Here is a 12,555-nt window from a genome sequence, read left to right as displayed (position 1 = left end):
CTATCGGCCCGGTCATCGACCACCGCCTCCCACCACTCCGCCCGCCAGCCCGATCACCACGGGCAGCACACCGACCGCGATGAAGGCGGGCAGGAAGCACAGCCCGACCGGCGCGGTGACCATGACGGCCGCACGGCGGGCCCGTGCCGTCGCGGTGCGTGCCCAGCCCGCGCGGGCGTCCGCGGCGAGCCGTGCGACGGGACCAGCCGCCGGGAGCCCCGATTCGTCGGCGCGCTCCAGGAGCCGGGCCAGGGCACCGGCGCCGGGCAGCGACGCCAACCGCCGCCAGGCGTCCGCCGGTTCACCGCCGAGCCGCACCTCCGCGGCGCCCCTTGCCAGCCCTTGTCCGACGGGCCCCGCGAGGGCGTCACCGACGGCCTGGGCGGCGATCACCGGACCGGCACCGGCCGCGATGCAGGCCGCCAGAAGGTCCGCGGCGAGCGGGAGTTGGCGCGCGGCGTGAGCGGCATCGAACTCCTCCGCCCGGCCCGCTTCCTCCTGCCGGTGCCGCCAACGCCACAGCCCCGCGGCGGCTCCCAGCCCCACCGCCATCCCGGCCGGCCCGCCGACCAGTGCCCACCCGGCGCCCACCACCCCGGCCACGGGCCCCCACCGCCGTACGACGCCCCGCACCTCGAAGGGCGTCCCGGCGTCCGGCGCCTTCGAAGCCACCAGCCCGGCCAGCCGTCGTCGCACCCGCCGTCCGCGCCGTGCCGCCGCGAACCGCCGTGCCGGCCAGCCGAGGAGCAGCGCCGCGACCATGACCGTCCCCAGGCTGTGGACAAGCCGCGCGCTCATACCGCCTCCGCTCCCCGCACGATCCGCGCCGCCCACCACAGGCCGACGGCCTCCAGCACCCCGCCGACCACCAGGCAGCCCAGGCCGGCCCCGGTGTGCAGCAGCACGTGCAGCGGGTCGGCGCCCATGGCCGTACCGAGGAGCAGGCCCAGTACGGGCAGTGCCGCGAGCATCACCGCCGTCGCCCGGGCGCCCGCCAACTGGGCGCGCAGGTCTGCGCGCTGGTCCCGTTCGGCGCGCAGGGCCCCGTCGAGCCGGTCGAGGCCGGCCGCGAGCCCGGCGCCCTGGTCCACGGCCACCCGCCAGCACGCCGCGAGCCCCAACAGCCCCTCGGCGCCCGGCTGCCGGGCCGCCGCGGCGAGGGTGCCCGGTACGTCCCCGCCGAACCGAGCCGCCGCGAGCACCGCCGCCTGTGCGTCCGCGAGCCCGCCGGAGTCCCGCTCGGCCCGCAGCAGCGCCTCCCCCGGCTGCCGCCCGGCGCGCACCTCCCCGGCGAGCGCGCCGCACAGCGCGATCACCGCGTCCCCGCGCCGCTCCCGGGCCCGCCCCGCCTCCCTGGCCAGCCGCAGCCGCCGCAGCACCGGCACCCCGGCCGCCCCCGCGACAACCGGAATCACCGAGGCGCCCAGCAGCGCCAGCACCAGCCCCGCGGCCAGTGACCACCACTCGCCCTGCAACCGGCCGCGAAGCCGCCGCAGTTCACCCATGGCCTGCTCCCACGGGGGCGGTCCGGTCCCCACCGCCCCGCCGCCGGCAAGGAGCAGCCTCGCCCGCCGGGCTTCCCGGTGCCGTCCACCCATCAGCCAAACGGCCGCACCGGCGCACGCCACGGCAGCACTCATCGACATCTCACCCATCTCACCCATCGCAGCCACCACTTCCGTCGCTTCCCTCGCCGCCGCCCCATCTGTCGAAGCCGTCGACCTGGTCGTCGGCCCAGCTGTCGCCGCCGTCACCCAGCAGCCCCCGCAGGCGCTCCCAGCCCCGCTCCCGCTCGAACGCCCGCGTGCCCCAGCGCAGCGCCGGTACCGTCCGCACCAGGCCCGTGGGATCCCGCTCCAGCACATGCACCTCGGCGATCCGCCGTCGGCCGGTCCGGTCCCGCACGAGGTGCAGCACCACCGACAGCGCGGCCGCCAACTGGCTGTGCAGGGCGGCCCGGTCGAGCCCGGCGGCGGTGCCGAGGGCCTCCAGACGGGCCGGTACATCCGCGGCGGCGTTGGCGTGGACCGTGCCGCAGCCGCCTTCGTGGCCGGTGTTGAGCGCGGCCAGGAGATGGACCACCTCGGCTCCGCGCACCTCGCCCACGACCAGCCGGTCGGGCCGCATCCGCAGTGCCTGCCGCACCAGGTCCTCAAGGGTGACCAGGCCCGCGCCCTCCTGGTTGGCGGGTCTGGTCTCCAGCCGTACGACGTGCGGGTGATCCGGCCGCAGCTCCGCCGAGTCCTCTGCGAGCACGATGCGTTCGCCCGGTCCGACGAGTCCGAGCAGCGCGCTCAGCAGGGTCGTCTTGCCGCTGCCGGTGCCGCCGCTGATCAGGAAGGACAGCCGCGCCCGCAGCAGCGCGCCGAGGACGCGGTCCCCGCCGGGCGGCACCGTGCCCGCCGTCACCAGTTCGTCGAGCGTGAACGCCCGTGGCCGTACGACCCGCAGGGACAGGCAGGTGCAGCCGACGGCCACCGGGGGCAGCACCGCGTGCAGCCGGGTCCCGTCGGGCAGCCGGGCGTCCGCCCAGGGCCGCGCGTCGTCCAGCCGGCGTCCGGCCACCGCGGCCAAGCGCTGTGCGAGGCGTCGTACCGCCGCCGCGTCGGGGAAGGTCACCGGGGTCCGCTCGAGGCCGCCGCCGCGGTCCACCCACACCCGGTCCGGGGCCGACACCAGGACGTCGGTGACCGACGGGTCGGCGAGCAGCGGCTCCAGTGGTCCGCTGCCGACCAGTTCGGACCGTAATCGGGCGGCCGCGCCGAGGACTTCGGCGTCGCCGAGCACCCGCCCCTGTTCGCGCAGCGCCTGGGCCACGCGCGCGGGTGTCGGTTCGGCGCCGCTCTCGGCCAGCCACCGCCGTACACCGTCGAGCAGTTCCGGGCCGTCCGCCGGATCGAGGCCGGGTCCGGGCAGCGTCCTCATGCGACGCCACCCGCCTCCACCAGCGTCCGCTCCCAGAAGCCCTTGCAGAACCGCGCCAGCGGCCCGCGGCCGGCGGCTCCGGGCGGTTTCCCGGTCTCGTACGGACGCAGCAGTCCCGATTCGACGGGCACCTCTCCGGCCAGCGGCAGCCCGAGCAGTCTGGCCACCTCGCGGTCGTCCAGACCCGGTGCGTACGGTCCCCGTACCGCCACCCGCAGGTCGCGCAGGACCATGCCGACGGCGGACGCCACCCGTCCTGCCGCCGCGACGGCGCGCAGTTCTGCGGGGACGACGAGGAGCGCGAGGTCGAGCTGGGCGAGGGCCTCGGCGACCCCGTCGTCCAGGCGCCTCGGCAGATCGACGACCACCGTGCCGCCACGCCGCCGGGCGGCCGCGAGGACCGCCCGCACCGCCGGGGGCGGGATGGCGACACAGTCACCGCGGTCCCAGCTGAGCACCCTCAGGGAGTGGAGCCGGGGCAGCGACTCCTCCAGGGCGCCGCCGCCGACCCGGCCGCGCGAGGCGGCGAAGGCGGGCCAGCGCAGGCCCTCGGCCGTCTCACCGCCGAGGAGTACATCGAGTCCGCCGCCCAGCGGATCCGCGTCCACGAGCAGGGTGCGCAGGCCCTCGCGCGCCGAGGTGACGGCGAGCGCGCAGGCGAGCGTGGAGGCGCCGGCCCCGCCGCGGCCCCCGATGACGCCCACGGTGAGCGCCGGGCGGCCGACGCCCTCGGCGACATCGGCGATGCGGTCGACCAGCCACTGCTCGCCGTCGGGGAGCATCAGGACGTGGTCCGCGCCGATCTCGACGGCCCGTTTCCATACCCCCGAGTCGTCCTGGTCGCGGCCCACCAGGACCACTCCTCGTCGGCGCGCGGCCCCGCGCACCCGCCGCGCCGCATCATCACCGACCAGGACGAGCGGCGCCGCCTCCCAGGTGCCTCTGGGTTCCGGTACCCCGTGGTGGACCTCGGGTGTCGCGCCGGCCGCCGCGCACAGGCGCAGCAGATCGTCGAGAAGCCCGGCGTCCTCGGTGATGATCAGCGGCCGTCCCGGGCGCCCTCCGGTGTCGGGCGGCGGATCGTGAGTGACGGTTCCGGCCACGTGTGCTCCCCCTTCGCTGCATGTCCCGCGCAGCCCTCTGCGGCCACGCGATTCCCGGACGTGTGAAGAACCGGCATCCGGCCTCCATATGAACGGCCGATACGAACCGGCCATACGCGCCCCGACAAACGGAACCGGCCATGAACTCGCCGCGAGCGTTGCGCGTTGGAATCACAGTGCAGCGATCCCGGAAATCGTGTGGATCTTGGTCGAAAACTGTGGACAACTCAGCGGCTGTGAATATCGCAGTCACCCATACCGGTGACCCCTGCACGGTTCCCTGTGCGACTTCCGCAGAGCAGCGCCACGACTACACTCAGTGACCGATCATGCGCAGACTCAAGAGGCGGCCGAAGCCGCCCTGCCGCGGTCTCGCGACCGCCTGGAGAACGGGAAAACCCACCCGGACATGCGACGACCCCCGCCGGGGGGGAGAGCGGGGGTCGTCCCCACGGCCGACTCGGGGGGGGAGGAGTCGGGCCGGGTTAGCACGGTCGCGAACGATCCGTGACTTCCATGGTGTACCCGAGAGCCCTCTCAGGCAAACCCACACGCCCCACCTTACGCCGAATGGTGGGCGCCTATGCTCTGGGTCGTGGAAAACCACTCCTTGCCCCGCACAGCGGCCTTCTTTGACCTGGACAAGACGGTCATTGCGAAGTCGAGCACGCTCACGTTCAGCAAGTCGTTCTACCAAGGCGGACTGATCAACCGCAGGGCCGCCTTGCGTACCGCCTATGCCCAGTTCGTCTTCCTGGTCGGCGGCATGGACCACGACCAGATGGAGCGCACCCGCGAGTACCTGTCCGCGCTGTGCCGCGGCTGGAACGTCCAGCAGGTGAAGGAAATCGTCGCCGAGACCCTGCACGACCTGATCGACCCGATCATCTACGACGAGGCCGCCTCCCTCATCGAGGAGCACCACCGGGCCGGCCGCGACGTCGTGATCGTGTCCACGTCGGGTGCCGAGGTGGTCGAGCCGATCGGCGAGCTGCTCGGCGCCGACCGGGTGGTGGCCACCCGCATGGTCGTGGGCGACGACGGCTGCTTCACCGGAGAAGTGGAGTACTACGCGTACGGCCCGACCAAGGCCGAGGCGGTCAAGGAGCTCGCCGAGTCCGAGGGCTACGACCTGGAGCGCTGCTACGCCTACAGCGACTCGGCGACCGACCTGCCGATGCTCAGGACGGTCGGGCATCCGCATGCGGTGAACCCGGACCGGGCCCTGCGCCGTGAGGCACTCTCGCGCGGGTGGCCGATTCTGGACTTCCACCGCCCGGTCCGGCTCAAGCAGCGGCTCCCCGTGCTCTCCGTACCGCCGCGGCCGGCGCTGGTCGCGGCGGCGGCCATAGGTGCCGCGGCCGCCACCGCGGGCCTCGTCTGGTACGCCAGCCGACGCCGGAGCTCGGTCGCCTGACCTGGCATTTCACCGCCACTCCGGATTGGTTCGGCATATCGGCGCCCGTTTAACGCATATTTGATCCCAAAAGTAAAGAACTACAGCCAGGGGTTCCGCTTGCTCCGGGCTTGCAGTACAAAGGATTTAACGGCCCGCGAGACCAAAGGACATCCGAAAGGATCACCTTTAAAACGCATTTGGCCCACGGACCGACGCATGAACACCGGGCACCCACGCGACGTCGACCCGTCGATTACGGGCCAGCCACACCAGGTGACGGGCAAAGTACCCGACCTGATGGGCGACATATCGAGGACGCTTGGTAACTCGGCGCGCATGCCAGCGGCGGTACGAAAACTCGTACCGCCGCAACCCTTTTCCCGGCCTTCTCAGGCGGCGCCGCGCTGCAGCGCCTCGCACACCGCCGTGGACTCGCGCGCACCCAGTTCGACCGCCCGGCCGCAGTGCGCGATCCAGGCCGCCATGCCCTCCGGAGTGCCGGCGACATAGCCGTCGAGCGCCGCCAGATACGCGGCGCGGCCCAGCTCCGCGTGCCCGACCTCGGCCGGGCAGACCGACTTCGGGTCCAGACCGCTGCCGATCAGGACGATCCGCTCGGCGGCGCGCGCCACCAGACCGTTGTGGGAGGCGAAGGGGCGCAGCGCGAGCAACTCGCCGTGCACGACGGACGCCGTCACCAGCGCGGGCGCGGAACTCCCCGCGATGATCAGCTGTGAGAGGCCCTCCAGCCGTCCGGACACCTCGTCCGCGTCCGGCAGCGCCAGCTCGACCAGGGGCTCGTCGACCGGCTCGCCGTTCCCACGGGGCCGGCCGACCTCGTCGCCGGTGCCCGCGGCGGCCACCATGTGCAGCCGGGCCAGCACCCGCAGGGGCGACTGCCGCCAGATGGACAGCAGTTGGCCCGCCTCGGCGGTCAGCCGCAGGGCCGCACCCACGACGCGTGCCTCATCGTCGCCACTGAAGTCGGTGCGCCGCCGCACCTCCTCCAGGGCCCAGTCGGCACCGGACAGCGCCGCGGAACCCCGGGCGCCGCGCAGGGCCGCCTCGGAGGTGATCTCGTTGCTGCGGCGACGCATGATCCGGTGCCCGTAGACCCGGTCCACGGCCTTGCGCACGGACTCCACGGACTCGGCCACACCGGGTAGCGAGCCCAAGGCTGCGAGCGGATCGGAAGTCGCGCCTGTCGTACTCATGAGTACGACATTACGCACCCCATGGTGCCACCCCACGAAGGAGTGGTCTTCTTCACTCGGCCCGCCACGCAGAGCAATCGGACCACTACCCTTTGTGAACATGAAAATTGCTTTCGTCGGGAAGGGCGGCAGCGGCAAGACGACGCTCTCCTCCCTCTTCATCCGCCACCTGACGGCCGCCGGCGCGCCGGTCGTCGCCATCGACGCCGACATCAACCAGCATCTGGGCCCCGCGCTCGGCCTCGACGACGCACAGATGGCCGCACTGCCCGCGATGGGCCAGCGACTGACGCTGATCAAGGAGTACCTGCGCGGTGCCAACCCGCGCATCGCCTCCACCGCGACGATGATCAAGACGACCCCGCCCGGCGAGGGCTCGCGACTGGTCCGGGTGCGGGAGCCCAATCCGGTGTACGACGCCTGCGCGCGGCCGGTGGAACTCGACGGCGGCGCCGTCCGTTTGATGGTCACCGGCTCCTTCACCGACGCCGACCTGGGAGTCGCCTGCTACCACTCCAAGACGGGAGCGGTGGAGCTGTTCCTGAACCACCTGGTCGACGGCCCCGACGAGTATGTCGTGGTCGACATGACGGCGGGCTCGGACTCCTTCGCCTCCGGCTTGTTCACCCGCTTCGACATCACGTTCCTGGTGGCCGAGCCGACCCGGAAGGGGGTCTCCGTCTATCGCCAGTACAAGGAGTACGCCCAGGACTTCGGTGTGGTCCTGAAGGTCGTCGGCAACAAGGTGCAGGGGCAGGACGACATCGACTTCCTGCGCGCGGAGGTCGGGGACGACCTGCTCGTGACGGTGGGGCACTCCGACTGGGTGCGTGCCATGGAGAAGGGCCGGCCGCCGCAGTTCGACCTCCTGGAGGACACCAACAGCCGTGCCCTGCGCACCCTTCGGGTCGCCGCCGACGCGACGTACGACCTGCGGGACTGGGAGCGCTACACGCGCCAGATGGTGCACTTCCACCTGAAGAACGCCCACTCGTGGGGCAATGAACGCACCGGGGCCGACCTGGCGGCACAGATCGACCCCGGGTTCGTGCTCAGCGAGGGTGTCGCCACCCCTGCCTGACGGCTGCTGCCCGTCCGACGGCTACCGCCCGATCGCCGGTGCCCCCGGCGCCCCCTTCGGGGCCGGGGCGGAGCGGTTCGACAGGAAGGACGCCCAGCCCTGCCTGGGGGCTTTGCCGACCTCCAGGGTGCGCAGCTTCGACAGGGTCTGCGGATCCTGGGCATCCAGCCAGTCGGCGAGCTGCCGGAAGGAGACGCAGCGCACCTCGGGCTTGTTGCAGACCTGCTCGACGACCTCGTCGACGGCACGCATATAGGTGCCGCCGTTCCAGTGCTCGAAGTGGTTGCCGATGACCAGGGGCGCGCGGTTGCCGTCGTAGGCCCGGTAGAAGCCCTTCAGCAGACCGTCACGCATCTGGTCGCCCCAGTAGCCGTACTTGTCGGGGTCGCCCTGGGTCGAGGTGCCGGACTGGTTGATCATGAAGTTGTAGTCCATGGTCAACTGCTCGTAGGTGTGCCCGGGGAAGGGCACGAGCTGCATCGACAGGTCCCACAGCCCGTCTCTCTTCTTCGGCCAGAGCTGGTTGTTGACACCGCTGGTGTCGTAGCGGAAGCCCAACTGGCTCGCCGCCTTGATGAAGTTCTTCTGGCCCTCCAGACACGGAGTGCGGGCGCCGATGAGCTCCTTGTCGTAGTCGAAGGGCAGCGGCGGCGCCTTCGTCTGGCCCGAGTTGGTCTTCCAGTTCTTCACGAACTGCTTGGCCTGGGTGATCTCGTCCTTCCACTCGTCCACCGACCACTGGCCGACGCCGCCGTCATTGCCGCAGAAGTGGCCGTTGAAGTGGGTGCCGATCTCGTTGCCCTCCAGCCAGGCGAGGCGCAACTGCCGGACGGTGTCGGCGATGCCCTTCTCGTCGTTGAAGCCGATGTCGGACCGGCCCGGCGAGTGCTGCGGGGGCCGGTAGAGGTCGCGCTTCTCCTCCGGCAGCAGATACACGCCGCTGAGGAAGTACGTCATGGTCGCGTGGTTGGCCTTGGCGACCTTGCGGAAGTGGGAGAACAGCTTCTGGCTGTCCTCGCCCGCTCCGTCCCAGGAGAACACCACGAACTGCGGAGGCTTCTCACCGGGCTTGAGCCGCTCGGGTCTGGGCAGGTGCGGCTGCGCGCCGGTGTACGCGGTGGAGCCGTCGCCGATCAGGCGGACCATGCTCTGGGGCGCGGCAGCGCCCTGCCGAGGTCCGGATGCTCCTTCCTTGGAGCCGTCGGCGTCGCTCGCGCAACCGGCGAGCGACGCCGCACAGGCCGCGGCGGCCATGGCGCCCGCGGCGATCCTCTGGTTGGCGGCCATGTTCCGCCCACCTTCTTCCTTCTCTCAGGCCAACGCCGATACGGGCGTTGTCTGGTGATCTGCCGGGGTGTGCCGACAGCGCCGCCAAGGTCCCACGGGACCGAGAAGGAATTAGTACGACAAGCCGATGAAATGCTCGGTTCATCCCAGCGGGTGAATCTCTGCACCATTTGCACTGAAAGTCCATGCATGACCTTTACTCTGCATTACGATCTATTTACCCAGCGTTGATTTCATCCCGCCGCTGCACGCCGTGACCCATGGCCGCGACCCACCCCGTCACCTCGACGGGGCCACCCCCATCGCGACCGCGCCGCCCCGGAGGAGACGGGAAAACATGTCAGTCTGCGCATCCACCCAGGCCCTCGGCCTTGCCCGATCGGCCGGAGTCCGCACCGCCGACCCGACCCGGACCAAGCACCCCCACCAACCGCACAGCCCACCGCCGGTCCCGCCCCGCCGCTTCCACCTCGCGGGCGCCGACCTGTCGGCATCGATCGCGGTCTTCCTGATCGCCCTGCCCCTGTCACTGGGCATTGCCCTCGCCACCGGCGCCCCGCTCCAGGCGGGACTCGTCGCCGCCGCCGTCGGCGGACTCGTCGCCGGGCGGCTCGGCGGCTGCCCGCTCCAGGTGAGCGGCCCCGCCGCCGGACTCACCGTCGTCACCGCCGATCTGATCCACCGCTACGGATGGCGGACGACGTGCGGCATCACCGTCCTCGCCGGTTTCGCCCAACTCGGCCTCGGCTGCCTGCGCGTGGCTCGCGCCGCCCTCGCCGTCAGCCCGGCCGTCGTGCACGGCATGCTCGCCGGCATCGGCGTCACCATCGCCGTCGCCCAGCTGCACATCGTCCTCGGCGGCACTCCCCAGAGCTCCGTCCTCGACAACATCCTCGCGCTGCCCGCCCAGTTGGCGGCCCTGCAGCCCGCCGCCGTGTCGATGAGCGCGCTGACCCTGACCCTGCTGCTGGTCTGGCCGCGCCTGCCCGGCCGTCCCGGACGCCTGCTGCGCAAGATCCCGGCCGCCCTCGTCGCCGTCGCCGCTGCCACCGCGACCGCCTCCCTCGCCGCGCTCACCCTGCCCAAGGTCGACCTGCCGTCCTGGCGCAGCCACGCCCTGGCGGGACTGCCCGAGGGGCCGGTGTTCGGCATCGCCGCCGCCGTGTTCACCACCACGTTGGTGTGCAGCGTGCAGTCACTGCTCGGCGCGGTCGCCGTGGACAAGCTGGTCGCCCGCCGCCCCGGACCGCGGCCCCAGGTCGGACGCTCCGACCTGGACCGGGAGCTGCTCGGGCAGGGCGCCGCCAACTGCGTCTCCGGAGCACTGGGCGGACTGCCGGTCGCGGGCGTGGCCGTGCGAAGTTCGGCGAATGTGAAATCCGGTGCCGTGAGCCGGAACTCCACGATGCTGCACGGCGTTTTCGTAGTAGTCGCCGCGCTGCTGATGGTCCCGGTCCTCGACCTCATCCCGCTCGCCTCGCTCGCCGCCCTGGTGATGGCCGTCGGCATCCAGATGGTGTCCCTGCACCACATCCGTGCGGTGACCCGCCACCGCGAAGTACTGGTGTACGCCGCCACCACACTCGGCGTGGTCTTCCTGGGCGTCCTGGAGGGCGTGGCGCTCGGCGTCGCCGTGGCCGTCGCCCTCGCTCTGCACCGCCTCGCTCGCACCCGTATCACGCACGAAGAGAAGGAAGGAGTCCATCACGTACATGTACGAGGACAGCTGACGTTCCTCGCGGTGCCTCGGCTCAGCCGGGCCCTGCATCTCGTACCCCAAGGCGCGTGCGCCGTCGTGGAGTTGGACGGTTCGTTCATGGACCACGCGGCGTACGAGTCACTGCAGGACTGGCAGAACGCACACACCGCGCAGGGCGGGACGGCCGAACTGACCGGCCGCCGCACCGGGCTCAGGACCGCCGAGCCGACGCCGTCCGCCGGATGCCGCTGCCGGCCCTGGACGCCCTGGCGCAACCACCAGTGCGACATGCCGTCCGGCGGCGGACCGAGCGGTGGTGCGGGCAGACGGCCGGAGCCCGACGGGACCGACGGCCCGGAGGGAGCGACCCAACCGGGCAACGGCACCGCTGCCGAGGCCGCCTCCGACGCCGAGGCCACCTCCGTTGACGGCTCCGACTCCGGCTCCGGCTCCATGTCGGCTTCCGGCCCCGATGCCACATCCAGCGCGCATGAACTGGCCCGCGGCATCAGCGCGTTCCAGCGCAACACCGCCCCGCTGGTGCGGCACGAGCTGGCGCGGTTGGCGCGGGAGGGGCAGCGGCCCTCCCAGCTCTTCCTCGCCTGCGCCGACTCCCGGCTCGTGACGTCGATGATCACCTCCAGTGGGCCCGGCGACCTCTTCGTCGTCCGCAATGTCGGCAACCTGGTGCCGCTGCCGGGCGAGGAGAGCGGTGACGACTCCGTGGGGGCCGCGATCGAGTACGCGGTGGACGTGCTGAACGTGCGCTCCATCACGGTGTGCGGGCACTCCGGGTGCGGGGCCATGCAGGCGCTGCTGGGCTCCGAGCCCGGGGGCGAGCCGACCCCCCTCAAGCGGTGGCTGCGACACGGCCTGCCGAGCCTGGAGCGGATGGCGGACGACAGCCGGCCCTGGGCACGGCTGGCCGGGCGGGCGGCGGCCGACGCGGTGGAACAGCTCTGCCTGACCAACGTGGTCCAGCAGTTGGAGCATCTGCGCGCACACGACTCGGTGGCGCGGGCGCTGGCGGACGGTGCGCTGGAGCTGCACGGGATGTACTTCCACGTGGGCGAGGCGCAGGCGTATCTGCTCGGCGGCACGGTCGGCGACGAGGCGGTGTTCGAGCACGTGACGGGGGCGGAGGAGCTGCCCAGCCCGGCGTGACCGGACCGGCGGACCGGACCCGGGTGCGGCCACGGTGTGCCGGTGCATGACCGGCGGCCGCACACCCGGGGGCTCCGGCACCGTGCAGGGCGCCCATGTGGGTGACACATGGGTGCCCCGGCAGCCCGCGGTAGCCGTCACAACGAAGGTCAGGAGGCTGAACCCGGCCTTGGTCGGCATCCGTGTACAGGGGTGGTGGACCATCCAGACAGGTCTAAACCAATTTCAGGTCGACCCTTGTCATCGGACCCCCGGGTCTGATGAGCTGTGGCCTGGGACACAACGGACACCCTTGGAAAGGGAGATGTCGTGAGCAACGAAAGCCTGGCCAACCTGCTCAAGGAGGAGCGCAGGTTCGCGCCGCCCGCCGAGCTGGCCGCGCACGCCAATGTCACGGCGGAGGCGTATGAACAGGCCAAGGCTGACAGGCTCGGCTTCTGGGCCGAGCAGGCCCGCCGGCTGACCTGGGCCACCGAGCCGACCGAGACGCTGGACTGGTCGAACCCGCCGTTCGCGAAGTGGTTCAAGGACGGCCGGCTCAACGTCGCCTACAACTGCGTGGACCGGCACGTGGAGGCCGGCCTGGGCGACCGGGTCGCGATCCACTTCGAGGGCGAGCCCGGCGACAGCCGCTCGATCACCTACACCGAGCTGAAGGACGAGGTCTCCCGCGCCGCGAACGC

General features: G+C 72.0%; 10 protein-coding genes. 4 read left to right on the top strand and 6 right to left on the bottom strand.

Annotated elements, in window-relative coordinates:
- Positions 1-12: 12 nt before the first annotated feature.
- The 4 genes from ACZ4EG_RS37425 to ssd are packed head-to-tail and all read right to left on the bottom strand — an operon-like array spanning position 13 to position 4,028.
- Entirely contained in the window at positions 13-798 is a 786-nt protein-coding gene (locus ACZ4EG_RS37425; protein WP_467793786.1) for a type II secretion system F family protein, read from the bottom strand.
- Positions 795-1,664 (bottom strand): type II secretion system F family protein, encoded by an 870-nt coding sequence (locus tag ACZ4EG_RS37420; protein WP_467793785.1) that lies wholly within the window; start codon positions 1,662-1,664, stop codon positions 795-797. Before ACZ4EG_RS37420 ends, ACZ4EG_RS37425 begins: the two co-directional genes overlap by 4 nt.
- The gene (locus ACZ4EG_RS37415; protein ID WP_467793784.1) at positions 1,657-2,925 is read right to left on the bottom strand and encodes a TadA family conjugal transfer-associated ATPase; all 1,269 of its coding nucleotides are present in this window, start codon (positions 2,923-2,925) and stop codon (positions 1,657-1,659) included. Before ACZ4EG_RS37415 ends, ACZ4EG_RS37420 begins: the two co-directional genes overlap by 8 nt.
- Entirely contained in the window at positions 2,922-4,028 is a 1,107-nt protein-coding gene (ssd, locus tag ACZ4EG_RS37410; RefSeq protein ID WP_467793783.1) for a septum site-determining protein Ssd, read from the bottom strand. Before ssd ends, ACZ4EG_RS37415 begins: the two co-directional genes overlap by 4 nt.
- 583 nt (positions 4,029-4,611) lie before the next feature.
- Between ssd and ACZ4EG_RS37405 the strand changes: the two genes are divergently transcribed.
- Entirely contained in the window at positions 4,612-5,445 is an 834-nt protein-coding gene (locus ACZ4EG_RS37405; protein ID WP_263210963.1) for an HAD family hydrolase, read from the top strand.
- A 371-nt stretch (positions 5,446-5,816) separates the two neighbouring features.
- Here ACZ4EG_RS37405 and ACZ4EG_RS37400 read toward each other — a convergent pair whose 3' ends face one another.
- Entirely contained in the window at positions 5,817-6,641 is an 825-nt protein-coding gene (locus tag ACZ4EG_RS37400) for a Fic family protein (RefSeq protein ID WP_467793782.1), read from the bottom strand.
- A 100-nt stretch (positions 6,642-6,741) separates the two neighbouring features.
- Here ACZ4EG_RS37400 and ACZ4EG_RS37395 point away from each other — a divergent pair, with 100 nt between their 5' ends.
- Positions 6,742-7,722, top strand: a complete 981-nt coding sequence (locus ACZ4EG_RS37395) for an ATP-binding protein (RefSeq protein ID WP_467793781.1) — start codon at positions 6,742-6,744, stop codon at positions 7,720-7,722.
- A 21-nt stretch (positions 7,723-7,743) separates the two neighbouring features.
- Here ACZ4EG_RS37395 and ACZ4EG_RS37390 read toward each other — a convergent pair whose 3' ends face one another.
- A complete protein-coding gene (locus ACZ4EG_RS37390) occupies positions 7,744-9,009 on the bottom strand; it encodes a polysaccharide deacetylase family protein (RefSeq protein WP_467793780.1) in 1,266 nt (421 codons plus the stop codon).
- A gap of 337 nt (positions 9,010-9,346) precedes the next feature.
- Here ACZ4EG_RS37390 and ACZ4EG_RS37385 point away from each other — a divergent pair, with 337 nt between their 5' ends.
- Both ACZ4EG_RS37385 and ACZ4EG_RS37380 read left to right on the top strand, forming a co-directional pair.
- Positions 9,347-11,872, top strand: a complete 2,526-nt coding sequence (locus ACZ4EG_RS37385) for a bifunctional SulP family inorganic anion transporter/carbonic anhydrase (RefSeq protein WP_467793779.1) — start codon at positions 9,347-9,349, stop codon at positions 11,870-11,872.
- A 267-nt stretch (positions 11,873-12,139) separates the two neighbouring features.
- Positions 12,140-12,555 (top strand): acetyl-coenzyme A synthetase N-terminal domain-containing protein (locus tag ACZ4EG_RS37380; RefSeq protein ID WP_467793778.1); only part of this gene is annotated, 416 nt, incomplete at its 3' end.

This window comes from Streptomyces sp. NPDC025638 (genome assembly GCF_055558775.1).
This window is presented reverse-complemented; position numbering and strand designations above follow the sequence as displayed.